Consider the following 23,346-nt stretch of genomic DNA (forward strand, 5'->3'; position numbering starts at 1 on the left):
CAGGGGCGGGTGCCGGTTCCGACAGGCCTCAGTGGACGCGGACTTCGTCGGGCAGCGGTTCGGGCTCGGGTGCCTTGCGGCGCGGGCGGCCCACCGAGGCGATCGCGCCGGTGACCAGCCCGGCCAGCAGGCCCCAGAACGCGGAGCCGATGCCCAGCAGGGACACGCCGGAAGCGGTGGCGAGGAAGGTCACCACGGCCGCTTCCCTGGACGCCTTGTCGGCCAGTGCCGCCGACAGCGAGGCCTCGATGGTGGCGAGCAGGCCGATCCCGGCGATCGCCAGGACGAGTTCCTGCGGCATCGCGGTGAGGAGCGAGGCGACGGTCGCGCCGAGCAGCCCGACGCAGAGGTAGAAGACGCCCGCCCACACGGCGGCCAGGTAGCGCTTGTCCCGGTCGGGATGCGCCTCCTCGCCCGTGCAGATGGCCGCCGTGATCGCGGCCAGGTTGAGGCCGAAGGCACCGAAGGGTGCCAGGACCGCGTTGGCCGCGCCGGTCCACGTCATCAGGGGCGAGACCGGCACGTCGTAGCCGGCGCCGCGGATCACGGCGACGCCGGGCAGGTTCTGCGAGGCCATCGTGACGACGAACAGCGGTGCGCCGACGCTGACCAGGACCTTCCAGTCGAACTCCGGCGCGGTGAACACCGGCGAGGCCAGGGCGAGGCGGACGTGGCCCAGCTGCCAGCCTCCGGTGAACACGGTGGCCACCACGCCCGCGGCGAGCGCCAGCAGTACCGCGTACCGGGGCAGCAGCCGCCGGCCGAGCAGATAGAGCACGAACATCGGGAACGCGACCGCGAAGCCGCCGTGCATCGTGCTGAACAGCCCCGTACCGAACCGCAGCAGCACCCCGGCGAGCAGTGCGGCCGCCAGGGGAACCGGGATCCGGCCCATGAGCCGGCTGAACCAGCCCGTCATCCCGCTCACGAGGATGAGGAGTCCCGAGAAGACGAACGCGCCGACCGCCTGGGCCATCGACACTCCACTCAGACCGGTCGTGAGCAGCGCGGCTCCCGGCGTCGACCACGCGGTCACGACGGGGGCCCGGTAGCGCAGTGACAGCCCGACGCAGGTGCAGGCCAGGCCGACGCCGAGCGCGAGCATCCAGGAGGAGATCTCGCGCGCGTCCGCCCCCGCCGCCCGGGCGGCCGTGAAGACGAGCGCCGCCGAACTGGTCACGCCGACCATCACGGCGATCAGTCCGGCGACCACGGCCGACGGCGGCGCGATCGAGCGTATGCGGGTGATCGCGAACATGAGGGAGCCACTTCCTGCGCCGGTGCGTTCTGTATACGGAACGTTCTGTATGTGGAACACTAGAGAGGCGGGCCGACACCCGTCAACCAGGACAGCGGAGCGGGTGCACGGCGATGGGGCTGAACGAGGACGTGGGTCGCAGGCTGCGCGCGCTGCGACGTGCACGGGACCTCTCCCTGTCGGAACTCTCCCGGCGTTCCCGCGTCGGCAAGGGCACGCTCTCGGAGCTGGAGAGCGGGACACGCAATCCCACCCTGGAGACGCTGTACGCACTCGCCACCGCTCTGGGGCTGCCGCTCAGCGCCGTACTGAGCGACCCGCTCCCGGCGGACGGCCCGGCCCCGCAGACGCCCGCGCGCGTCTCCGGAAGCGCCGTCACCGCCGTCCTGCTGGAACGGTACGAGGACGAGGACGCCGTCACCGACGTGTTCCGCGTCAGCATCCGCGCGGGCGCCGTCCAGGAGTCCGAGGCGCACGTCCCAGGCACGCACGAGAGCCTGATGGTCCTCACCGGAACCGCCGTCGTCGGCCCGCCGGACGACACCAGGACGGCCGGCCCCGGCGCCTCCGCGCACTGGCGGGCCGACGCGCCCCATGTCTACGGCGCACCCGACGGCGACGTGGAGGGGGTCCTCTTCGTCCGTAGTCCGGTGGCGGAGGGGCCGTAGGACCGCCGCGCGGTCAGCGGGTCACGACGCGCCCAGGAGGTTGACCAGGCGGATGTAGCGGACCCAGTCCCAGTGGGGGCCCGGGTCCGTATGGTCCGTGCCCGGAACCTGCACATGGCCGAGGATGTGCGCGCGGTCCTTGGGGATGCCGTAGCGGTCGCACACCGAGGCGGTCAGCAGTGCCGACTTCTCGTACAGGGCGTCGGTGAAGTAGGCGGGCTGGTCCACGTACCCCTCGTGCTCGATGCCGATGCTGCGGGTGTTGTAGTCCCAGTTCCCCGCGTGCCAGGCGATGTCCTTCTCCCGCACGCACTGGTCGATGTAGCCGTCCGCCGAGCGCACCACATAGTGCGCGGACACCTGTTTCGCCGGATTCCGGAAGATCGCCACGGCGTCCGAGAACGTCTCCTGGGTGACATGGATGATCACGTACTGCACCGGGTACGCCGAAGGCCGCGTCGACACCGTGTAGTTGGACGCCGAGGCCGGAACCCAGTGGGCGGCCGGGTAGTCCGTGTCACCGGCCGTCGCCGCGGTGGCGCGGGCGGAAGCGGGAAGCAGCGCCGCCGCGGCCGTCGCCGCCGCGCCCTGAAGGATCCTTCTGCGGTCCATGTGCACTCCTGGTGTGGGGGCGGGATGACGCACGCAGGGGGAGAGGCCGGTCGGACGGACGTGGCCGACGGCGCCGCGTGAGGAGTCCGGTACCCGATTCCCCCGACATCCCGTGACTCCCTCCTGTCCGCTGCCCGGTAGCCGCTGTCCGATGTACGGCCGAGTAACGTGCGCGCCCCACCGTACGGGCGCGGCGCGGGTGGCGGAAGACGGCAGGGACCCAAATCCGTGCCGGAGGAACGGAGTTGGGCCGCCCGGCAGGAGAGGGCCGGGCGGCCCGGGAGAGCCGTGGCGGGTCAGCGGGTGAGCGGCCGAGGCAGCTTCAGCAGGGTCACGGACGTCTCGATCCCGGAGTCGACCAGCCGGCCGTCCGCGTCGAAGGCCCCCGCCCCGTCGGTCATGCCGAAGTCGTTGTCGTTGATGAGGGCGAGCGTGTCACGCCCCGTCACCGCCACGCCTTCGATCTTCCCGGGCACTCCGGCCACCTTCCCCAGGTCGACGACGAGGCTCTTGCGCAGGACCGGGACACCCGAGGCCGCCGGGTCCGCCAGTTCCTCGTACGAGGGCGACGCGGACGGCTCGTCCCAGCGCGAGCCCAGGATGCCGGCGCCGCGGGGGAGCGTGACGCGGTGCAGACGCGCCGCCCGGTCGGTGCGCTCCTCGACCAGGAGGTCGTTGCCCCCGATCGCGACGACCGAGGAGACCTTCAGTTCGGACGTGTCGTCCTCACCCGGGTCCACGACACCCACCGCGTCGAAGCGGTACGCGTACTCGGCCGTCACCGCGCGCTTCCTCGTGGAGAAGCGCAGCAGCCGCACATTGCGCGAGGCCTCGCCCGCGTCCGCGTCGGGCAGTGAGAGCGGGCTCTGGACGGCGAGCACCAGATCCCCGTTCGGCAGCAGTGCCAGGCCCTCGAATCCCCGGTTGATCTTCCGGTGCAGCAGGACGCCGGGCAGCGCCTCCACGACGGGGTAGTCCGCGCCCTCGAGGTCCAGACCCTCGGGGACGTAACGGGCGAGCACCCGGCCGCTCCCGGAGACGTGCACCAGCGACGGACCGTACTCGTCGGCCAGCCAGAACGAGCCGTCCGCGCCGCGGACGATGCCTTCCGTGTCCAGACCGTTCGGGTTGTACGGAAGACGCGTCTTCGCGTCATAGGAGTACGGGGCCTCGTCCCGGTCCGCCCGGTTCGCCAGACCGGTGACGGGGGCGCCGGAACGCGTGGTCAGCGGGAGGGAGCGCAGCACCTCGACCCGCTTGCCGCTCACCCGCACCTTGACGATCGCCGGGTCGAACCCGGGGACGGGGAAGGTCCGCCGCTTGGTGCCGTCGACCTTGATCTGCCCGTTCGGGCCGCGGTCCGTGACGGTCCAGAACTCGCCCTCGCGGCCGGCCGGGTAGATGTCGCTGCCGATGCCGCCGAGCATCACGCCGCGATCGTCCCCTACGGACCCGGGCAGCAGGCCGTTGCTGAAACCGGCCAGCGGAACGTCCCCGAGCACCGCGCTCGCGGTGACCCGCGCGGTGGCCTCGGGGCGGTGGTGGTTCCGGTCCTGCGCGCCGGTTGCGGTGCCTGCGACACCCACCGTGCCGAGCAGGGCGAGCGGCAGCCCGGCCGCAAGGGATCGACGGACGACACGCGCGGACATGGGGCCTCCTGAGGAGCAAAGGATCTGACGGCCGTCACGTTCCGCCGTGCGCCTCAACGAACGGTGACATCGAGTTGAACTCCCGGGCGGAACCGGGCGGCGGGCAGGGGCGGCCTCACCGAACCGCCCCCGCCCGCCGTCCGGTGAGCCGTTGTCAGCCGTCGGCGGGGGCCGTCGCGTCCGCCCAGGCCGCTGCGGGATCCTCGTCGCAGGGCCCCGCCGGAGTCCAGCGGCCGCTCTCCTTGCGGTACGGATACCAGCGCCCGTCCCGCCCGTAACGCAGCTGGACCGTGCCGTCCGCCGAGGTCCAGCGGTTGCGCTCGGACCGCAGCCGGGGAGCCTCGTCCTCCTCCCAGGCTCCGGCGAGCCGCGCCCTGGCCCGGGCGAGCGCGGTGGCGTCCGGAGCCCATTCCTCGTCGAGCACGGCGAGCGCGGCCGCGCCACCGTACTCCCAGGCACGCACCGCGGCCGGCAGTCCGGCGCGCTGCCGGCCCGAGCCGGCCGCCAGCCGGTTCACGATCCACGGCTCCGGCCGCGCCTCCGCGGCGAGTCTCACCGCGTCCTGCTGGGGCGTCAGCCCCGCCGGGACCGGCTGCTGCCCATGACCGGGCGTCAGCGCCTCCGTCAGCATCCGGTGCGCCCGCGCCGCGGCGTCCGTGGCCAGCATCTCCAGCGCCGTCGGGTCCACACCCGGTTCGGGGTCGGTCTCCGTGTCCAGCGAGGGAGCCTGCCCCGGCTCAGCGGGAAGCGCGGGGGCCGGGGGCAGCGGCGGAAGGATGCCCGCCGCCGCGTACGCCTCCGCCGCCGGGACCCCGCGCACGGCCCGGTCCTCGGTCTCCCCGGCGGGCTCGTCAGCGGTGGCCGACGGCGTGTGACCCGCCGCTCTGGCGGCGATCCGGACCTGGAGCTCGTCCAGCAGCCGCCGTTCACCGCGGCCCCGCATCAGCAGCAGGACGAACGGATCCTGGTCCAGCAGCCGTGCGACCTGGTAGCAGAGCGCGGCCGTGTGCGGGCAGTGGTCCCAGGCCTCGCAGGTGCACTCCGGGTCCAGGTCGCCGATTCCCGGCAGGAGGTCCACACCGGCCGCCGCGGCGTCCTCGACCAGATGCGGCGGCATCTCCCGGTCGAGCAGGGCGGCGATGTGCCCGGCCCGGTCGACGGCCATGTCCAGAAAACGGTCCCACTGCCCTTCCGTCAGTTCCTGGAGCAGTACGTCGCTCCGGTAGCCGCTCTCGTCCCGGTCACGGACCATGGCGGTGATCCGGCCCGGCCGCACGGACACCGCGCCGACCCGGCCCTCACGCGCGAACCGGCGGCCCTTCTTCAGCTGTTGGCCGTCCAGCGCGGTGTCCTCCAGGGCCTTCAGCCACGCCCGGCCCCACCACGACTCGGCGAAGCCGCGGCCCTGTGCGGGAGGCAGCGCGGCGAACGTGCGCTCCTGTCCGGGCGCCGCCTCGTCCGGCCCGTCCCCGTCGTCCCGGTCGCCGAACGCGTCCGCCTCGTAACCTTCGCTCATCGTGCGCCCCCTCGCAGCTCCACCAGATCAGCCAGTTCCGCGTCGCTGAGCTCCGTCAGGGCACTCTCGCCCGAACCGAGCACCGCGTCCGCGAGCCCTTGTTTGCGGGCCAGCATCTCGGCGATCCGGTCCTCGATCGTGCCCTCGGCGATCAGCCGGTGGACCTGCACCGGCTGGGTCTGCCCGATGCGGTAGGCGCGGTCCGTGGCCTGCGCCTCCACCGCCGGGTTCCACCAGCGGTCGAAGTGGACCACATGGCCCGCGCGGGTGAGATTGAGCCCGGTCCCCGCCGCCTTGAGCGACAGCAGGAACACCGGCGCCCCGCCCGACTGGAAGCGGCTGACCATCGCCTCGCGCTGGGCCACCGGCGTCCCGCCGTGCAGGAACTGGGTGGCGATCCCGCGCGCCGCCAGATGACGCTCCAGGAGCCGGGCCATCTGCACGTACTGCGTGAAGACGAGGACACCCGCGCCCTCCGCGAGGATGGTGTCCAGCAGTTCGTCGAGCAGCTCCACCTTGCCCGACCGGTCCGCGACCTGTGGCTCCTCCTCCTTGAGGTACTGCGCGGGATGGTTGCAGATCTGCTTGAGCGCGGTGAGCAGTTTCACCACCAGGCCGCGCCGGGCCATCCCGTCGGCTTCGGAGATCGCGGCCAGCGTCTCCCGCACCACCGCCTCGTACAGACCCGCCTGTTCGGCCGTCAGCGACACCGCACGGTCCGTCTCCGTCTTCGGCGGGAGCTCAGGGGCGATGCCCGGATCAGACTTGCGCCGGCGCAGCAGGAACGGCCTGACCAGAGCGCCGAGGCGCTCGGCCGCCGCAGGGTCGCTCCCGCCCTCAACGGCGCGCGCGTACCGGGTGCGGAAGGTACCGAGCCTGCCGAGCAGGCCCGGTGTGGTCCAGTCGAGGATGGCCCACAGCTCGGAGAGGTTGTTCTCCACGGGAGTGCCGGTGAGCGCGACCCGCGCCTGCGCGCCGATCGTGCGCAGCTGCCGGGCCGTCGCCGAGTACGGGTTCTTCACGTGCTGCGCCTCGTCGGCGACGGCCATGCCCCATCGCACGGCCGCGAGCCGGGAGGCGTCCAGCCGCATCGTGCCGTACGTGGTCAGGACGAACTCGCCGTCCGCCAGGCCCTCCAGGTCGCGTGACGGCCCGTGGAAGCGGCGGACCGGGGTGCCCGGGGCGAACTTCTCGACCTCCCGCTGCCAGTTGCCCATGAGCGAGGTCGGGCAGACCACCAGCGTGGGTCCGGCGGCCCCGTCGAGGGTCTGGCGGTGCAGATGGAGGGCGATCAGTGTGATGGTCTTGCCGAGCCCCATGTCGTCGGCGAGACAGCCACCGAGCCCGAGGGACGTCATCGTGTGCAGCCAGTTCAGGCCGCGGAGCTGGTAGTCCCGCAACGTCGCGGTGAGCGCGGCCGGCTGACCGACCGCCGGCTCGTCGGACCGCCGGGACTCCGGGTCGGCGACCCGCTGCCGCAGCCGCTCCAGCCAGCCCGTCGCCCGCACGTCGACCCGGTGACCGTCGACCTCGGTGGAACCCGTCAGTACGGCGCCGAGCGCGTCGATGGGGGTGACCTTGCGGTCCTGCGTCTCCCGGGCGCGGCGCGCCTGCTCCGGGTCGATCAGCACCCACTGGTCGCGCAGCCGCACCAGGGGCCGCCCTGCCTCGGCGAGCCGGTCGAGCTCGGCACGGCTGAGCTTCTGGTCACCCAGGGCGAACCACCAGTTGAACGTCAGCAGGGAGTCGGTGGCCAGGAGGGCGGGCATGTCCGACGCATGGCCCGCCGTTCCCCGGCTCCCGTCCGGCCCCGCCTCGCCGCCCGCATCGTCCGGGGGACCGATCACCGCGCGCGCCGTCAGCGTGCGGGCCAGTTCCCGGGGCCAGTGGACCTGAACTCCGGTGGCGGCGAGGGCCCGTGAGGCGGGACCCAGGAGATCGGCGATCTCGTCGTCGGCCGGCTCCACCGCGTCCGGCACGGCAGCCGACAGCAGGGGCGTCAGGGGCGGCCAGGCGCGGGCGGCCCGGCGCAGCATCAGCAGGGTGTCCATCCGGGCCCGCGGCCCGAACGGCGCGGCTGCGGGCCCCGAGCCGGCCCAGATCTCGGCGGCGTCGGCGACGAGCATCGGATCGCTCACGCCGTGGATCTGCGGAACGACGCGGAACGAAGGGCCGGAGAGCGGCTCCTGAGCTTCCTCGCCGCTCCGGTCGAGCCCCTGGACCTCCACCCGCAGCGAGAGCCGGACACCCGCGTCGTGCCCCGCCGCGACGTCGGTGACCCAGGCCCGCCGGCCGGGCAGGTGCTGCGGCGCGTCCGCGGCGAACGCGGGACCGCCCGCGGCGAACGTGGCACCCGGTGTGCGCGGCAGGCCGTCCGCGACCGCGTCGAGGAACTCCCGCACCAGCCACTCCGGTTCGGGCAGCAGCAGCGGCTGGGCCAGCGCGTCGACAGGCACCGCGTGGGCGGTCGCAGGCATGGATGCGGCCAGGGTACGGATGCGCGTCCGGTCGTCCGCGGTGAGCGGCCCGGCCCGCCAGGCGTCGTGATCCGTGGCGCTCAGTCCCGGCAGCAACAGCCCCCGGGCGGCGAACTGCAGGGCCAGCAGCCCCGCCGCCCCCCAGAACGAGGCTGCCGCGGAGGCGTGTGCCGCGGTCCGGGCGCGGGTGAGTACGGGCAGCGCTTCCCGTACCGGGAGGATGCGCGCGGGCACCGCGGACGGCTGGACATCGGCACCGGCGACGGTGATCTCCTCGACGGTTCCGGGGGCGTCGGGCGGGCTGTTGCCGTCCGGGTACCAGAAGGCGACCCGGCCGGTCCGGGCAGGATCCGCGGGCAGGAAGACCACGCAACAGCCGGCGAGTGCGGAGATCTCGGAGAGCGTTGCTGCGGGGAGGCGGTGCACAGCGATGTCAGAGTCCTCAAATTTGACTAGTGGGCCGAGGTCGCCGAGGGTACTCCATCGCGGCGGCTGGCGGGAGTCCGCGGCGCGAGATCCAAGTCACGTGCGTAAAACCGTCATATCCGGCAGGTGTTGCCAGCCCCCCGTCGGAATGAGGGGGTTGGCACCAGGAAACTCCGGGTGGTGGCTCCATGGCTGCTATACATCTGCGACCCGTACGTTTCATCAGGTCAGCGCACCTATAAGACCGGAGACATCATGCCTCAGGCCGCAACCGCTGTCGCGGAACCGACTCGCGACAGTGACAGAAGTGCCGGAAGTACAGGAAGTGACTTCGCGCCACTGCTGCGGGCCGTCAAGGGGCAAGGGCTCCTCGAACGGCGTACCGGCTGGTACACGGCAGGCATCGCCGCCAATCTCGTCGCACTGGGCGCGCTGCTGACCGCGGTGGTCCTCCTCGGCGACAGCTGGTGGACCCTGCTCCTCGCCCTTCCCCTGGCCGTCATCTGGTCCCGCACCGCCTTCGTCGGACACGACGCCGGCCATGCCCAGATAACCGGCGACCGGCGGGTGAGCCGGACCATCGGCCTCTTCCACGCCAACCTCCTGCTCGGGATGAACGAAGCGTGGTGGAACGACAAGCACGTACGTCACCACGCCAACCCGAACCACGTCGACAAGGACCCGGACGTCGGCGTAGGCGCCCTCGTCTGGACCCAGAAGCAGGCAGCCCAGCGCGAGGGCTTCGCCCGCTGGCTCACCCGCAACCAGGCCCGGCTGTTCTTCCCGATGCTGCTCCTCGAAGGCATCGCCCTGAAGATCTCCGGCTTCCAGTACCTGCGGCAGCAGCCCGTCCGGGAGCGCGCCCTGTCGGCCGCGCTGCTGGTGGCCCACCTCGGCCTCTACGCCACGCTGCTCCTCACCGTCATGTCCCCGGGGAAGGCCGTCGTCTTCGCGCTCGTGCATCACGCGCTCTTCGGACTCCACCTCGGGATGGCCTTCGCCCCGAACCACAAGGGCATGGAGATGCCCGATCCCGACGGGGACCGCTGGGGACACCTGCAGCGGCAGGTCCTCACTTCGCGCAACGTCCGGGGCGCCGTCCTCACCGACTGGTTCCTCGGCGGTCTCAACTACCAGATCGAGCACCACCTCTTCCCGAGCATGCCGCGCCCGCATCTGCGGCTCGCCCAGCCCCTGGTCAAGGCCCACTGCGAGGCGCTCGGCATGCCGTACGCCGAGACCGGCCTCATCGAGTCCTACCGGCAGGCGCTGGAGCACATGCACGAGGTAGGCGCTCCTCTGCGGTGACCGGCGCGGAGGAGACCGCCCCCACCAGGAACCGATGAGGACCCACAGGCGTTCTCACAGCAGGAGCGGCCACGGGCCGCGAAGGAGGCGTGGACGATGTCGAACAGCGCAAAGATCGCCATCGGGGGAGTCGTCGTCGCAGTCGTCCTGATGCCGTTCATCGGGTTCTGGCTGTCACTGCTGGTGCTCATCGGGGTTCCCGCCATCGCCTATCTGGCCTTGGACCCGAGCCAGCGGCGCAGGCTCCGTAGGATCACGCGTAAGGAAATAGGCCGCTGAGAGGGGATCTGCGCAGTGAGCGGGACAGTCACCGTGGTGAGCAGCAATGAGTCGTACACCTTCACCAAGCCGAACCGGGAAAGCGTCACGCTGCTGGCCGGGCTCGGAGTGGAAGGCGACGTACATGCCGGGGTGACGGTCAAACACCGTTCGCGGGTCGCTCAGGACCCCACCCAGCCCAACCTGCGCCAGGTCCACCTCATACACGAAGAACTGTTCGACGAGCTGCGCGAGGCGGGTTACGAGGTCGCCCCCGGTGACCTCGGGGAGAACGTCACCACCCGTGGCATCGATCTGCTGGCGCTTCCCGTCGGCACCCTGCTGCACCTCGGCGACGAGGCAGTCGTCGAGGTCACGGGGCTGCGCAACCCGTGCCTCCAGATCGACAACTTCCAGGACGGACTGCTCAAGCAGGTCGTCGGCCGCGACGAGGCGGGCAACATCGTCCGCAAGGCCGGCGTCATGAGTGTGGTCACCACGGGCGGCACCGTCAGGCCCGGCGACCAGGTCCGGGTCGAGTTGCCGGCCGAGCCCCACCGGCCGCTGGAACGGGTCTGACACCCGACGCGCGCATACGTGGGCCCCGGGACCGAAGGATCCCGGGGCCCACGTATGCCGTCTCGCCGCCGTGGAGTCAGGACGGCCGCACGGCCATGGCGTCCAGGGCCCGGAGCAGTCCGGGGAGCTCCGTCCCGCGCCCCACGGTCAGGATCTCCCCCGGCAGCTCGTCGAGCAGCAGGAAGGCGATGTCGTCGGTCCTGGCGACCATGGACCAGCCGGGACCGTCGGCCCTGATCATCCGCGCGTCGCCCGGGGCGAAGGAGGAGCGCACGCGGCCGGGCGGCGGCGGCGCGTCGACATAGGCGTGTGCTTCGGCCAGGGCACGCCGTACACCGGGATGTGTGCCGGAAAGGGCGGCGTCGTCCGCAGGCGGTACGGTCCCGGCAGCGGCCTCTGCTCCGGCCCGAGGGACGTCCACTTCCGGGCGGCCGTCCGCCTGTGGCCCGTCGTCGTCCGGGCCGGCCGTTTTGCCGTCCGGGCCGTCCGTCTGCGGCCCGTCCGGCTCCCCGTCCGAGCCGTCTGCCCGTGGCCGGTCCGGTTTGCCGTCCGAGTCCTCTGCGCGCGAGTCGGCCCCGCCCTTGTCACCTGCCGGTGCGAAGGCCGTCTCGTCGTCTATCTGCTCCCGCCAGACCGCCCACTGGAGCGCTATCGCGTCCGCGCCCAGCCGACGCTGGGCGGGCCCCCACATGTCGGTGTCGGGCGGGCACAACGGTGCGAAGTCCTCCCCGTCCGCCTCCGGGTCCGGTTCCGGATCGTGCGGAGCGCTCACTCCCGGAGCGGCGACCGCCACGGCGAGCGGCCAGCCGGGGAGCGCGCAGACCACCGAGCGGTCGTCAGGCGACAGGTCGTACTCCATGCCGCAGTCCCAGGACGCTATGGCCACGGCCACCAGGGACACGTCGTCGACGACCACGGTCCACCGCGCCCCGTCGCCGTCCTGGCCGAGGACCAGTCCGTAGCCCTCGGCACAGGGTTCCAGGCGCAGGGCCGTGCAGGCTGCCGGGTAGTCGTCGCCGAGAACGCTCGGGAACTGCGCAGGGGTCAGCAGGACCGCGGTCAGCACGTACAGAGCATCGTCGTCGGCGACTGTGTTGTCCGTCCCGGCCACTGCACCCTCCTCTTCCGTCATGGTTGTCGTCGGCGCACCTTAACCAGTGGGTAACCCGCTCGTCGAGGTCCTGACAAGGCAGGACGCGGGTTCCGACGACGAACCGGACGGTCTCCCTCAGTCGTCCGCCAGGCCGAGCAGCGCACGCGCCACCGTCTCCGGCGACTCGTCGCGCTCACGGGCGAGGGCGATGACGGCCCGGCAGGCCAGTTCACCGACGCCGAACGACAGCGCCTCCGGCGACACCCAGCCGCTCGCCTCGTCCATCCGGTCCTGATCCTCCTCCACCGATGCCGAGACGAACGTGGCGGCCGCTTCGAAGAGGTTGTGCTGCCGGCGCTCGGGCGCCCGCGCGGGTGCCGCGGACAGGCCGTCCTTGCGCCCGGGGGCCACGGCTCTGCGCAATATGCCGAACATGCTGGTCATGGGGACCGCCTTCCGGTTGACGTGTATGTACTCACCGTCCTGCCCCCGCACGTACGCTGGGACACTCGACCTGGACAAGGGGACGGTGCGGTGAAGCGTTTCGACCGGCTGAAGGACATCCAACGCCTCGATCCGGAGCGGGACTTCCTGGAGATCTACCGGATCACGGCGACGTACGAATTCCCCTGGGACATCACCCGCGCCCTCGAACTGGCGCTGTACCGCACGTACGCGGTCCCCAGCATCGGACGGCTCCTCGCGGAGACAGCGGAACTGACGGACCGTTCGCAGAAGCGGTACGACGACACGGCGCTGCTCCTGGACACAGTCGTCGAGCACGGCTTCGACAGCGAACCGGGACGTACGGCCATCCGCCGGATCAACCGGATGCACCACAGCTTCGACATCGGCAACGACGACATGCGCTACGTGCTGTGCACCTTCGTCGTCACCCCGAAGCGGTGGCTCGACGCGTACGGCTGGCGCCGGCTGTCCGACCACGAACTGCGGGCCTGTGCCGCCTACTACCGGACCCTGGGCACCCATATGGGGATCAGGGGCCTGCCCCAGACCTACGAGGACTTCGAGCGCACCCTCGACGCCTACGAGGAGGCGAACTTCGGCTGGGACGAAGGCGCGCGCTCGGTGTCGGACGCGACGCTGGAGCTGATGGCCTCCTGGTATCCGCGCCCCCTGGCGCCGCTCGTGCGCGGCGCGAGCCTCGCCCTCCTGGACGACTCACTGCTGCGGGCCTTCCGTTACGAACGGCCGAGTGCCGCGGCCCGCTCGCTCACTCGCGGTGCCCTGCGCCTGAGAGCCCGGGCGGTCCGACTTCTGCCGCCGCGCACCGAGCCGCACTACGCCCGGCAGAACCCGGAGATCAAGGGATACCCGGACGGGTACGAGGTCGCCGCGCTCGGCACCTTCCCCACGCCGGGCCTCGGCGGCTGCCCGGTCGGACACCTGCGGCGGCCGGACGACCGGGCCCGGTGACACGGAGCCCCCGCGCTTGAGCGGTCCGGGGCGGTGCGTCACCCGGCCCGTTCGGCCAGGGCGAGGAACCGGCTCTCCTCGTCCACGTACGAAGCCAGGCGCCAGCCGGAACGGGCCAGCAGAGGGCCGAGGTTCGGCTCGGCGCGCAGATCGCCGTCCGTGAGCTGCCGGCCGTGCCGCGCGGCCAGCGCCGCCCGCCCGATGGGGTGGAACAGCGCCAGCAGCCCGCCCGGCCGGACCACCCGGGCGAACTCGGCCAGGCCGGGCCCCGGCGGGGACAGGTGCGAGACCAGCCCGGCCGCGAACACCGCGTCCAGGGCCCGCGACCGCAACGGCAGCCGCGCGGCATCGGCCCGGATCAGCAGCCCGCAGTCGCCGCGCCCCGCACGCACCGCCGACTCCAGCATCGCCGCGGTGAGGTCGGCGCCCAGCACGGTGCCCCCGGGACCGACCGCCGCACGCAGGGCCGGCATCGCCCGTCCCGTACCGCACCCCGCGTCGAGGACGGCATCGCCGGAGCGGAGTCCCAGCTCGGCGATCGCGGTGGCGAAGGCGGGGCCGTCGTCCGGGAAGCGCGTGTCCCAGTCCGCGGCGCGAGCGGCGAAGAACTCCTGGACGTGTGTGTGGTCATCGGCCATGTGGACATGATCGCGCAGTCACCGCCCGAACGAAACGTCGTGAATCGATGCGCATGTTCGAGCATGCTGCGATCGTTGGGGAACATCTCTCTGTCATATTTCGGCAGCTTTCGAATGCGCACGGGACGCGCGCCCCGGCGCGACTAGCGTCCCCCAGTCATGGGACACCTGGACCACGCCACCTTCGGCTGGCTGACACCTCTGCTGTCGTACGCGATGGCCTGCATCGGCGCCGCGCTCGGTCTGAGCTGTACCGTGCGCGCGCTCGACACGACCGGGCGCTCGCGCCGCAACTGGCTGATCACGGCCGCCTCGGCCATCGGCTCGGGCATCTGGACCATGCACTTCGTCGCGATGCTCGGCTTCGGCGTGTACGGCACCGACATCCGCTACAACGTGCCGCTGACCTTCCTCAGCCTGCTCGGCGCCATGGTGGTGGTCGGGGGCGGGGTCTTCGCCGTCGGCTACAGCCGCGACCGGACCAGAGCACTGCTGCTCGGCGGGTTCGCGACCGGACTCGGCGTCGCCAGCATGCACTACCTCGGCATGGCGGCACTCCGGCTGCACGGCACCGTCCACTACGACCCCCTCCGGGTCGTCCTCTCCGTCGTCATCGCGGTCATCGCGGCGACGGCCGCGCTGTGGGCCGCGCTCAACATCCGGTCCACGCGCGCCGTGGCCCTCGCCTCCCTCGTCATGGGCGCGGCCGTCAGCAGCATGCACTACACCGGAATGCTGGCCGTGACCGTGCAGGTGACACCCTCGGGAGCCGCGCTGCACGGGGCCACCGCGATGCAGTTCATCTTCCCCCTCGCCGTCGGACTGGGCTCCTACCTCTTCCTCACCTCGGCGTTCGTCGCCCTCTCGCCGACCGCTCCGGAACGGGCCGCGTACGCCCACGCCGAACACGCACAGCCCCCCTCCGAAGCGGCCACGGCCCGGGGCGGTCGCGGGCCCGACCTCCGCTCCCGGCGCGCCGCCCCCAGCCCCGAGGCGCCACCCGTCGGCATCCGTTGACGCGCGGCCCCGTCCGCCCGGCCACCATCCACCCAGCCCCGACCCGGAACGAGGAGGCCATGCGCCCTGACACCGACCCCTCCCACCCCCACCCCCGGACGATCCGAGCAACAGGCGGAGAGACATGCACACCACCCCCATCACCGCCGCCCTCCTGCGCGGCGCGCTCGACATCGAGCACACCGCACACGGGCTGCGCCCGCACCGGCTGCCCGCATGGGCCCGCGCGCAGTGCGCCGACGGCCAGCTGGCCATGGCGGAGGCCCAGCCCTCCGGCGTACGGCTGGTGTTCCGCACCGGCGCCACCACCATCGAGCTGGACGCCCTGCGCACCAGGACGTCCTACGTGGGCGCGCCGCCCCGGCCCGACGGCGTGTACGACCTGCTCGTCGACGGCCGTCTCGCCGGACAGGCGAGCGCCAACGGCGGGAACGTCCTCGTGGTGGACATGACGACCGGGTCCATGGAGACCCGGCCCGGGCCGGTCGGCACCGTCCGGTTCGCCGGGCTGCCGGAGGGCGCCAAGGACATCGAGATCTGGCTGCCGTACAACGAGACCACCGAGCTCGTCGCCCTGCGCACCGACGCCGCCGTCGAACCCGCACCGGACAGCGGCCGCAAGGTGTGGCTGCACCACGGCAGTTCGATCAGCCACGGCTCCGACGCCGCGAGCCCGACGTCCACCTGGCCCGCACGCGCCGCCCTTCTCGGCGGGGTGGAACTCATCAACCTGGGTCTGGGCGGCAGCGCCCTGCTCGACCCGTTCACGGCCCGCACGATGCGCGACACCCCCGCGGACCTGATCAGCGTCAAGATCGGCATCAACCTCGTCAACGCCGACCTGATGCGGCTGCGCGCCTTCGCCCCGGCGGTGCACGGATTCCTCGACACCATCAGGGAGGGGCACCCCGCCACCCCGCTCCTGGTCGTCTCGCCCCTTCTGTGTCCCATCCATGAGGACACCCCGGGCCCCAGCGCCCCCGACTTCAGCAACCTCGCCGAGGGCAGGCTCCGGTTCACGGCGATGGGCGATCCGGCGGAACGCGCCGCCGGAAAGCTGACGCTCAACATCATCCGGGACGAACTGAGCCGCCTGGTGACGCAGCGCTCGGCCGACGACCCGAACCTCCACCACCTCGACGGCCGCAGCCTCTACGGAGAGCAGGACTTCGCCGAACTGCCGCTGCCGGACCAGCTTCACCCGGACGCCGCCACCCATCACCGTATCGGCGACCGTTTCGCCGGGCTGGTGTTCGACGGCGACGGCGCGTTCGCCGCCTCGCAGCAGGCCGGCTGAGCGTCCGCGGGGCTGGAATCAGAGGCCGACGATCAGCTGAATGCAGACGATCTTGACGAGGATGGCCAGCGCGAACAGCGTCGAGTACCCGCTGTTGACGCGGCTGTCGCTGACCCGGCTGTTGGCGTACGCGGTGATCGCCGGGTTGCCGACGTAGCCCGACAGCAGGCCCATCGTCCGCTCGCGGCTCTGCCCGAGCGCCTTGGAGATCAGCACCATCAGCGTGTAGCTGACCACCGCGCCGATCACCAGGACGGCCACCAGCTTCAGACCGAACAGGGAGAACGCGTTCTGGCGGAAGGAGTAGCCGGAGGTGAGGCCGACGACCGCGAGGAAGAGCAGCAGGCCGATCTGGCGCAGCGTGAGGTTGGCCCGGGTCGGCAGCGTCCAGACCAGCGGGCCGGTGCGCCGGCGCCAGCCCAGGATCATGCCCATCACCAGCGGCCCGGCACCCGTCCCGAGCGCGAGGGTGGTGGAGCCGAAGGTGACGGAGGGGATGGCGATCAGGAAGCCGAGGGTGAGCCCGAGCCCCAGGCTCACCGCGCTCACCTCGCTGACCTTCGTCTCCGTGTCGCCGAGGTACGTGGAGACCTCGGTGATCCGTTCGCGCGGCATCACCACGCGTACCCGGTCGTCCAGCTGGAGCACCAGGTCGTCGTGGGCGAGCATGTCGACATCGCCGCGGCGGACCCGGCTGACCGCTGCCCCGTACCGCTCGCCCAGGCCGAGTTCGGCGATCGTGTGGCCCGCGAGCGCCGGGTTCGTGAGCAGGACCCGGCGGTAGTCGACCGTCCGCCGGTTGTCGAGCAGATGGACGGGTGCGGTGGAGCCCAGGTGCTCGGTCGCGGTCCGTACGTCGTCCTCGCCGCCGACCAGCACGATCAGGTCGCCGGAGCGCAGCCGCCCGAGTCCGCGCGCGACCTGTACCTCGCCGCCCTCGGGGCGGTACTCGCTGGCCAGCACCCGGTGGTCCGCGACGCCCGGCACCTCGTCCCACGCCGTCTCGTGCTCCACCTGGACCGTACGGGTGACGAGGACGGGTGGCAGCCCGGAGTCGGGGTCGCGGCGCGCCACCCAGCGGCGGCGGGCCGCGATCACGGAGATGAACAGGATGGTGATGACCACGGCGAGCGGATACCCGATCGCGTACCCGACGGCGGGCTGTGCCGGATCGGCCGAGGCCTCCTGCGCGGCGGCCAGGCCCGGCGTGGTCGTGCCGATGCCCGCGTACCCGCCGGCCAGGAACGGCCCGCTGATCCCGAAGCCGCTGTGTCCCACATAGCCGACCACGACCGCGGTGAGCGCGAGCGCCACCACCGCACCGGCCATCACGGGCAACTGGCTGCGCAGTTCACGGAAGAACGCGGGCCCGGACTCCAGGCCGACGGTGTACACGTACAGGGCGAGGCCCAGGGCCGAGACCCCGGCCGGCACGGCGGGCGCGATGTCCTTGTCGAGCGCCCCGACGAGCAGACCGACGAACAGGACGCCGGCCGCGCCGAGTTTCACCGGGCCGAACCGCACCATTCCGAGCAGGGCGCCGACGGTGATGACGGCGAACACGGCCACCCAGGGATTGTCCGCGAAGAACTGCCACACGGGGTGGGCCTCCTGTAGCGAAGAGCGGGCCGATCCTGACCGGGCCATGATCTTCGAGACGGCGGGAGGCCGCCACTCAGGGGCAGCTGACCGCGCGTCGGGCGGACCGGTCGTCCGGCCTGCCCGACGCGCGGGTCGTCAGACGCCCGGCGGGACCCTGGACGGGCGGCCGCTGCCGCGCGTCAGCGAGTATCCGAAGACGGCCGCGACCGCCCCCAGCACGCCGCCGCCGACCGTCCACAGCCAGCGGTCGGTCCACCAGCCGGAGGACCAGCCGTCCTCCGGCTCGCCCGCGAGGGCGACCGGGGCGGCCGAGGCCCCGTCGYCGGCCTGCTCGACCGAGGACACGCCGGGAACGAGCGGCTCGGAGAGCGTGCCGTCGACGTCCCCGGCGCCGCCCCTGCCGTCGGCCGCGACCTCGACCTCGGTCCGCACCGGCAGCCCGAGGTCGGCCGAGGGCAGGTCGACGACCGTGAGGCGGACGTAGTAGCTGCCGGGCAGCGGGTCGTTGGCCCACGGTTCGGACCAGGCCCGCACCGTACGCAGCACACACGTCAGCTCGACCGTGGCGGCGTCGGCCGCGGCCTTGCCGGTCTGCTTCCCGTACATACAGGCCTGACGGCGGCGCAGCCCGTCGTACACGTCGACCTGCCAGGTCGAGGCGCCGTGCCGGGTGGCGGTCTCGGGAAGGGTGATCTTCGCCTTGACCGTGGCCCGCTGTCCGGCGTCCGCCGGGAACACCCAGTACAGGTAGTCACCGGTGGAGGCGCCCGCGGTGGCGAGCTGGCCGGGCTGGATCGCCGTGGCGGTACGGAAGGTGGTCCCCGCCTCCGTGGGGCCCGCCCCGTCACCGGAGGCGCTCGGGCTCGGCGACGGGTCGTCCGCGACGGCGGCACCCGCTCCGGTCAGCAGGGCGAGGCCGGTCAGCAGCGCGCCCGCGAGCACGCGTCTCGTACGGAACATCAGTGGGTCCTCCATACGGCGAAGCGCCAGCGCGAGATCCAGCCGGTCAGCAGGCCCGCGATCAGTCCGGTCAGGACGAGCACGCCCAGCAGCCACCAGCCGCGCCCGAGGCCGAACGCCGCGGCGTCGTCCGCCGCGTCGGGGGCGTCCACCAGGTCGATGGTCAGCTCGACCGGCATGCCGGGAGCGGTCTTCACCGAGGCGGGCGCGGAGAAGGAGTTGGAGACCTGCAGGCAGACGGTCTCCGCGGCCGGCTTGGTGTCGCCGTCGTTGTCCGCCTCGGGCTTCGGATAGCGCAGCCCGGACGAGATCGCGTCGGTGCGTCCGGTACCGGACTCGGCGCCTCTGACGATCTCCCGGCCGTGCACGGTCACCGCACGCAGCAGCATGCCGTAGTCGTTGTTGACGGCGCGGTCGGCGAACACGCTGACCGAGGCGCGCAGTTCCTGGCCGGGAAACACGTCGACGCGGTACCAGCGGTGCTCGGCGAACTTCTCGCGGTCGGTGTAGAGGCCGGGCTTGAGCTGCGGGGCGTCGGTGCAGCTGTCGGCGCCCTTCGTCGCGACCGGAGTGACGACGGGGGCGGCCGCCCGGTCCACCAACTGCTTGACACGGCCCGAGAGTTCATCGGTGTGCTGGACGGCGGTGTACGTGCCGCCGGTGGCCTCCGCGATGCACGTGAGCTGCTGGCGGATCTTCGCGTTCGGCACCAGGCCGAGGGTGTCGATGACCAGGTGGATGCCGCGCGCCGCGATGTCGCGGGCGACTTCGCAGGGGTCGAGCGGACCGCAGGTGTCCTCGCCGTCGCTGATCAGCACGATCCGGCGGGTGGAGTCGCCGCCCTCCAGGTCGTCGGCGGCGCCCAGCAGGGCCGGGCCGATCGGGGTCCAGCCGGTGGGGGCGAGGGTGGCGACCGCGGTCTTGGCCTCGGTACGGTCCAGCGGGCCGACCGGGTACAACTGCTTGGTGTCCTTGCAGCCGACCTTCCGGTCGTCGCCCGGATAGTCGGCGCCGAGGGTGCGGATGCCGAGCTGCACCTGCTCGGGCACCGCGTCCAGGACCTCGTTGAACGCCTGCTTCGCCGCGGTCATCCGGGACTGGCCGTCGATGTCGCGGGTCCGCATGGAGCCACTGACGTCGAGCACCAGCTCGACCTTGGGGGAGGCGTTGGCGGGGGTTTCATCGGCCGAGGCGGGCAGCGCCGAGCCGAGCCCGGCGGTCAGGGTGGCGAGCAGAATGCCCACCCCGACCGTCAGCCTTCTTCTTATGATCATCGCCGGATAGTAGTGAACATCAGTTCGCTAACCAAAACGGCCGGTGGCCGTCGCCCGCGCGTGTGTGCGGCGTGCGACGGCACATGACAGAGGGTCAGCCGGACCGGGCGTCCGAACGGGGTGAACCGGCCGGTCGGATCGGCGGGGTCGGACCGGCCGGTTGGGTCGACGGGGTCGGACCGGCCGGTCGGATCGGCGGGGCTCAGATCGGCCGGCCGGCTCCCAGCAAGGGGGCGGCCGCCCGCTCCAGTACCGATCCGACGCGCTCCCAGGTCGTCAGATCCCGTTCCACGGCGGCCAGGTGTACCTCTTCGCCCGTGTCCCAGCCGGTGGCGATCGCGACCGGGTCCGCACCGGTGGCAGCGGCGGCGGCGAGCGCCGCCGCGCCCAGCGCGACGAGTTCCCCGCTGGAGGGTACGGTCACCGGCCGCCCGGAGAGACGGCGTACGGTCTCCACCCACACGCGTCCCTGCGCGCCGCCGCCGATCAGCCGGAGCGGCCGGTTCGCCACCTCGGGGTCGTCCGGGTCGAGTCCACAGGCCCGCAGGAGCTCGTCCAGCGCGCGCAGCACGGTGACGACCGCGCCCTCGTAGGCGGCGCCCAGGAGTTGCTGCGGGGTGGTGTCGTGGCGCAGGCCGGTGAGGAAGCCGGCCGAGGTGGGCAGGTCGGGGGTGCGTTCGCCGTCCAGGTAGGGCAGCAGTACGGCTTCGCCGCCCGGCGTCGCGTCATTGCGGTCCAGGCCCAGCAGCGCGGCCACCTTGTCCACGGCGAGCGTGCAGTTGAGGGTGCAGGCCAGCGGCAGGTACGTGCCGTCCGCCGCGGCGAATCCGGCGAGTGCCGGCGAGGCCGGCCGGGCCCGGGACGCGGTGAAGACCGTGCCCGAGGTGCCGAGGCTGAGGACGGGGTGGTCCAGGAGCCCCGCGCCACCGAGCCCGAGGCCGACGGCGGCACTCATGTTGTCCCCCGTACCCGCGGCGACGGCGATCCCGGCGGGCAGGCCGAGCGCCTCCGCGGCCTCGGCCGTCAGTGAGCCGGCGCGCGCCGCCCCGCTCGACGCGACCTCGGGCAGCATCGCGGGATCGAGGGCGAGGAGCGCGAGGAGCTCCGGGTCGTAGGAGCCGGTCGCGGTGGAGTACCAGCAGGTGCCGGACGCGTCGCCCGGATCCGTGACGGCGCGGCCCGAGAGGCGCTCGGTCAGGAAGTCGTGGGGGAGCCGGATCGCGGCGGTCGCGGCGGCGGTCTCCGGTTCGTTCTCGCGCAGCCACTGCCACTTCGACGCGGTCATCGAGGCCACCGGGACCGACCCGGTGCGCGCGGTCCAGGCGTCGGCGCCGCCCAGGGCCGCGGTGAGCGCGGCGGCCTGAGGGGCGGAGCGGGTGTCGTTCCAGAGGAGGGCCGGGCGCAGCGGGCGGCCCGCACCGTCGAGGACGACCAGTCCGTGCTGCTGCCCGGCGACGGCGATCCCGGTGATGTCGGTGGCGGCGACGCCGGACTCCTTCAGCCCGGCGGCGACCGCGTCGCGCAGCGCCTGCCACCACACCTCGGGATCCGTCTCGCGCGCTCCGCCCTCGCCGGTGACGACGTGCGGGGCACGGCCGACGGCGAGCAGCCGGCCGGTGGCGGCGTCGACGAACGCGGCCTTGGTGGACTGGGTGGAACTGTCCACACCGATGACGACCTCATGCGGCGGCATGGCTGACCTCGATCTCTGGTTCAGGGGGTTCCCGGCCGTCGGACCGCGCACTGCGGACGCTCGCCCCGCCGGGATTTGATCGTACGATGAACAAATTACGCGCGGGAACCCCTCCCGAATAGGGGCCGCTCCGGATTTTCCGGGACGGGGGGTTACGTCGCGGGGGTGGTCCGTGCATGATTAGTCATGACAGTGAACAAATTGAGGTTCGGCCGTTCGACCGGCTGCGGACCCACGGCACCGAAGGCGGCAGGACCATGACGGAACGCTTCACGCCCACCCCGCAGGACAAGTTCACCTTCGGTCTGTGGACCGTGGGCTGGCAGGGCCGCGACCCGTTCGGGGACGCGACCCGGGAGGCGATCGACCCGGTCGACTCGGTCCAGCGCCTCGCGGAGCTCGGTGCGTACGGCGTCACGTTCCACGACGACGACCTGATCCCGTTCGGCTCGACGGACTCCGAGCGCGAAGGCATCGTGAAGCGGTTCCGGCAGTCGCTGGACGCGGCCGGGCTCGTCGTGCCCATGGCGACGACGAACCTCTTCACCCACCCCGTCTTCAAGGACGGCGCCTTCACCGCCAACGACCGCGACGTCCGCCGCTACGCCCTGCGCAAGACGCTCCGCAACATTGACCTCGCCGTCGAGCTCGGCGCCACCACCTACGTCGCCTGGGGTGGCCGCGAGGGCTCCGAGTCGGGTGCCGCCAAGGACATCCGGGTCGCGCTCGACCGTATGAAGGAGGCCTTCGACCTGCTGGGCGACTACGTCACCGAGCAGGGCTACGACCTGAAGTTCGCGATCGAGCCCAAGCCGAACGAGCCGCGCGGCGACATCCTGCTCCCCACCATCGGCCACGCCCTCGCCTTCATCGAGCGCCTGGAGCGCCCCGAGATGGTGGGCGTGAACCCCGAGGTCGGCCACGAGCAGATGGCCGGGCTGAACTTCGCGCACGGCATCGCGCAGGCCCTGTGGGCGGGCAAGCTCTTCCACATCGACCTCAACGGCCAGTCCGGCATCAAGTACGACCAGGACCTCCGCTTCGGCGCCGGCGACCTGCGCCAGGCCTTCTGGCTCGTCGACCTGCTGGAGAACTCGGACTACGCCGGCCCGCGCCACTTCGACTTCAAGCCGCCGCGGACCGAGGACTACGACGGCGTCTGGGCCTCGGCCGCGGGCTGCATGCGCAACTACCTGATCCTCAAGGAGCGCGCCGCCGCGTTCACGTCGAAGTCCTCGAAGGCCGAACGGTCGGCCAGCAGCCCCGCCACGCCGTCCTCGGCGGTGCGCTGCGCCAGCTCGTCCAGCCGGGACGCGCGCAGCGCCTCCTGGACCGCCGGGTCCGCGCGGAAGGCGGCGGCGCGCTCCTTGAGGATCAGGTAGTTGCGCATGCAGCCCGCGGCCGAGGCCCAGACGCCGTCGTAGTCCTCGGTCCGCGGCGGCTTGAAGTCGAAGTGGCGCGGGCCGGCGTAGTCCGAGTTCTCCAGCAGGTCGACGAGCCAGAAGGCCTGGCGCAGGTCGCCGGCGCCGAAGCGGAGGTCCTGGTCGTACTTGATGCCGGACTGGCCGTTGAGGTCGATGTGGA

The 23,346-nt window shown here is 72.3% G+C and carries 20 protein-coding genes; 8 read left to right on the top strand and 12 right to left on the bottom strand.

Annotation, left to right across the window (positions count from 1 at the left end; genetic code table 11):
* Nucleotides 1–28 precede the first annotated feature (28 nt).
* Entirely contained in the window at nucleotides 29–1,258 is a 1,230-nt protein-coding gene (locus EAO72_RS01325; RefSeq protein WP_148015318.1) for a benzoate/H(+) symporter BenE family transporter, read from the bottom strand.
* 113 nt (nucleotides 1,259–1,371) lie between these two features.
* Between EAO72_RS01325 and EAO72_RS01330 the strand changes: the two genes are divergently transcribed.
* A complete protein-coding gene (locus tag EAO72_RS01330) occupies nucleotides 1,372–1,926 on the top strand; it encodes a helix-turn-helix domain-containing protein (RefSeq protein ID WP_148015319.1) in 555 nt (184 codons plus the stop codon).
* A gap of 21 nt (nucleotides 1,927–1,947) precedes the next feature.
* On the opposite strand, the gene EAO72_RS01335 is transcribed toward EAO72_RS01330, so the two are convergent.
* From EAO72_RS01335 to EAO72_RS01350, 4 genes are all read right to left on the bottom strand, one after another.
* Nucleotides 1,948–2,538 (bottom strand): N-acetylmuramoyl-L-alanine amidase, encoded by a 591-nt coding sequence (locus tag EAO72_RS01335; protein WP_148015320.1) that lies wholly within the window; start codon nucleotides 2,536–2,538, stop codon nucleotides 1,948–1,950.
* A gap of 296 nt (nucleotides 2,539–2,834) precedes the next feature.
* Complete coding sequence (locus EAO72_RS01340) at nucleotides 2,835–4,187, bottom strand: esterase-like activity of phytase family protein (protein ID WP_148015321.1); 1,353 nt, start codon at nucleotides 4,185–4,187, stop codon at nucleotides 2,835–2,837.
* A 154-nt stretch (nucleotides 4,188–4,341) separates the two neighbouring features.
* Nucleotides 4,342–5,703, bottom strand: coding sequence for an SWIM zinc finger family protein (locus tag EAO72_RS01345; RefSeq protein WP_148015322.1), 1,362 nt, complete (start codon nucleotides 5,701–5,703; stop codon nucleotides 4,342–4,344).
* Nucleotides 5,700–8,606 (bottom strand): DEAD/DEAH box helicase, encoded by a 2,907-nt coding sequence (locus EAO72_RS01350; RefSeq protein WP_148015323.1) that lies wholly within the window; start codon nucleotides 8,604–8,606, stop codon nucleotides 5,700–5,702. Before EAO72_RS01350 ends, EAO72_RS01345 begins: the two co-directional genes overlap by 4 nt.
* Before the next feature lie 255 nt (nucleotides 8,607–8,861).
* On the opposite strand from EAO72_RS01350, the gene EAO72_RS01355 reads away from it, so the two are divergent.
* The 3 genes from EAO72_RS01355 to EAO72_RS01365 all read left to right on the top strand — a co-directional run bounded on the left by EAO72_RS01355 (nucleotide 8,862) and on the right by EAO72_RS01365 (nucleotide 10,751).
* Nucleotides 8,862–9,914: a fatty acid desaturase family protein gene (locus EAO72_RS01355; protein ID WP_148015324.1), complete on the top strand. Its 1,053-nt coding sequence runs from the start codon at nucleotides 8,862–8,864 to the stop codon at nucleotides 9,912–9,914.
* Between the two features lie 96 nt (nucleotides 9,915–10,010).
* Nucleotides 10,011–10,193 (top strand): hypothetical protein, encoded by a 183-nt coding sequence (locus tag EAO72_RS01360; protein WP_136325839.1) that lies wholly within the window; start codon nucleotides 10,011–10,013, stop codon nucleotides 10,191–10,193.
* Nucleotides 10,194–10,208: 15 nt separating this feature from the next.
* On the top strand, nucleotides 10,209–10,751 hold the full coding sequence (locus EAO72_RS01365) for an MOSC domain-containing protein (protein WP_148015325.1): 543 nt from the start codon (nucleotides 10,209–10,211) through the stop codon (nucleotides 10,749–10,751).
* Between the two features lie 76 nt (nucleotides 10,752–10,827).
* On the opposite strand, the gene EAO72_RS01370 is transcribed toward EAO72_RS01365, so the two are convergent.
* Both EAO72_RS01370 and EAO72_RS01375 read right to left on the bottom strand, forming a co-directional pair.
* Entirely contained in the window at nucleotides 10,828–11,883 is a 1,056-nt protein-coding gene (locus EAO72_RS01370) for a hypothetical protein (protein ID WP_261991264.1), read from the bottom strand.
* Between the two features lie 96 nt (nucleotides 11,884–11,979).
* Nucleotides 11,980–12,288 carry a hypothetical protein gene (locus EAO72_RS01375; protein ID WP_148015326.1) on the bottom strand — a complete coding sequence of 103 codons (309 nt, stop codon included), beginning with the start codon at nucleotides 12,286–12,288 and terminating at the stop codon, nucleotides 11,980–11,982.
* Between the two features lie 90 nt (nucleotides 12,289–12,378).
* Between EAO72_RS01375 and EAO72_RS01380 the strand changes: the two genes are divergently transcribed.
* The gene (locus tag EAO72_RS01380) at nucleotides 12,379–13,281 is read left to right on the top strand and encodes an oxygenase MpaB family protein (RefSeq protein ID WP_148015327.1); all 903 of its coding nucleotides are present in this window, start codon (nucleotides 12,379–12,381) and stop codon (nucleotides 13,279–13,281) included.
* A gap of 38 nt (nucleotides 13,282–13,319) precedes the next feature.
* On the opposite strand, the gene EAO72_RS01385 is transcribed toward EAO72_RS01380, so the two are convergent.
* The gene (locus EAO72_RS01385; RefSeq protein ID WP_148015328.1) at nucleotides 13,320–13,919 is read right to left on the bottom strand and encodes a class I SAM-dependent methyltransferase; all 600 of its coding nucleotides are present in this window, start codon (nucleotides 13,917–13,919) and stop codon (nucleotides 13,320–13,322) included.
* 159 nt (nucleotides 13,920–14,078) lie between these two features.
* Here EAO72_RS01385 and EAO72_RS01390 point away from each other — a divergent pair, with 159 nt between their 5' ends.
* Nucleotides 14,079–14,936, top strand: a complete 858-nt coding sequence (locus EAO72_RS01390; protein ID WP_148015329.1) for an MHYT domain-containing protein — start codon at nucleotides 14,079–14,081, stop codon at nucleotides 14,934–14,936.
* 124 nt (nucleotides 14,937–15,060) lie between these two features.
* Entirely contained in the window at nucleotides 15,061–16,233 is a 1,173-nt protein-coding gene (locus EAO72_RS01395; protein WP_148015330.1) for an SGNH/GDSL hydrolase family protein, read from the top strand.
* A gap of 18 nt (nucleotides 16,234–16,251) precedes the next feature.
* Here EAO72_RS01395 and EAO72_RS01400 read toward each other — a convergent pair whose 3' ends face one another.
* The 4 genes from EAO72_RS01400 to xylB form a co-directional block, all read right to left on the bottom strand.
* The gene (locus tag EAO72_RS01400) at nucleotides 16,252–17,832 is read right to left on the bottom strand and encodes an aspartate:alanine exchanger family transporter (RefSeq protein ID WP_148015331.1); all 1,581 of its coding nucleotides are present in this window, start codon (nucleotides 17,830–17,832) and stop codon (nucleotides 16,252–16,254) included.
* Between the two features lie 138 nt (nucleotides 17,833–17,970).
* Nucleotides 17,971–18,795 (bottom strand): hypothetical protein, encoded by an 825-nt coding sequence (locus EAO72_RS01405; protein WP_148015332.1) that lies wholly within the window; start codon nucleotides 18,793–18,795, stop codon nucleotides 17,971–17,973.
* Nucleotides 18,795–20,069, bottom strand: a complete 1,275-nt coding sequence (locus tag EAO72_RS01410) for a VWA domain-containing protein (RefSeq protein WP_148015333.1) — start codon at nucleotides 20,067–20,069, stop codon at nucleotides 18,795–18,797. Before EAO72_RS01410 ends, EAO72_RS01405 begins: the two co-directional genes overlap by 1 nt.
* Nucleotides 20,070–20,271: 202 nt before the next feature.
* Nucleotides 20,272–21,762: a xylulokinase gene (xylB, locus tag EAO72_RS01415; protein WP_148015334.1), complete on the bottom strand. Its 1,491-nt coding sequence runs from the start codon at nucleotides 21,760–21,762 to the stop codon at nucleotides 20,272–20,274.
* Nucleotides 21,763–22,019: 257 nt separating this feature from the next.
* Here xylB and xylA point away from each other — a divergent pair, with 257 nt between their 5' ends.
* Nucleotides 22,020–23,144, top strand: coding sequence for a xylose isomerase (xylA, locus tag EAO72_RS01420; RefSeq protein ID WP_410089927.1), 1,125 nt, complete (start codon nucleotides 22,020–22,022; stop codon nucleotides 23,142–23,144).
* Nucleotides 23,145–23,346: the final 202 nt, after the last annotated feature.

Source organism: Streptomyces sp. OR43, from assembly GCF_008042275.1.
Taxonomy (GTDB): domain Bacteria; phylum Actinomycetota; class Actinomycetes; order Streptomycetales; family Streptomycetaceae; genus Streptomyces.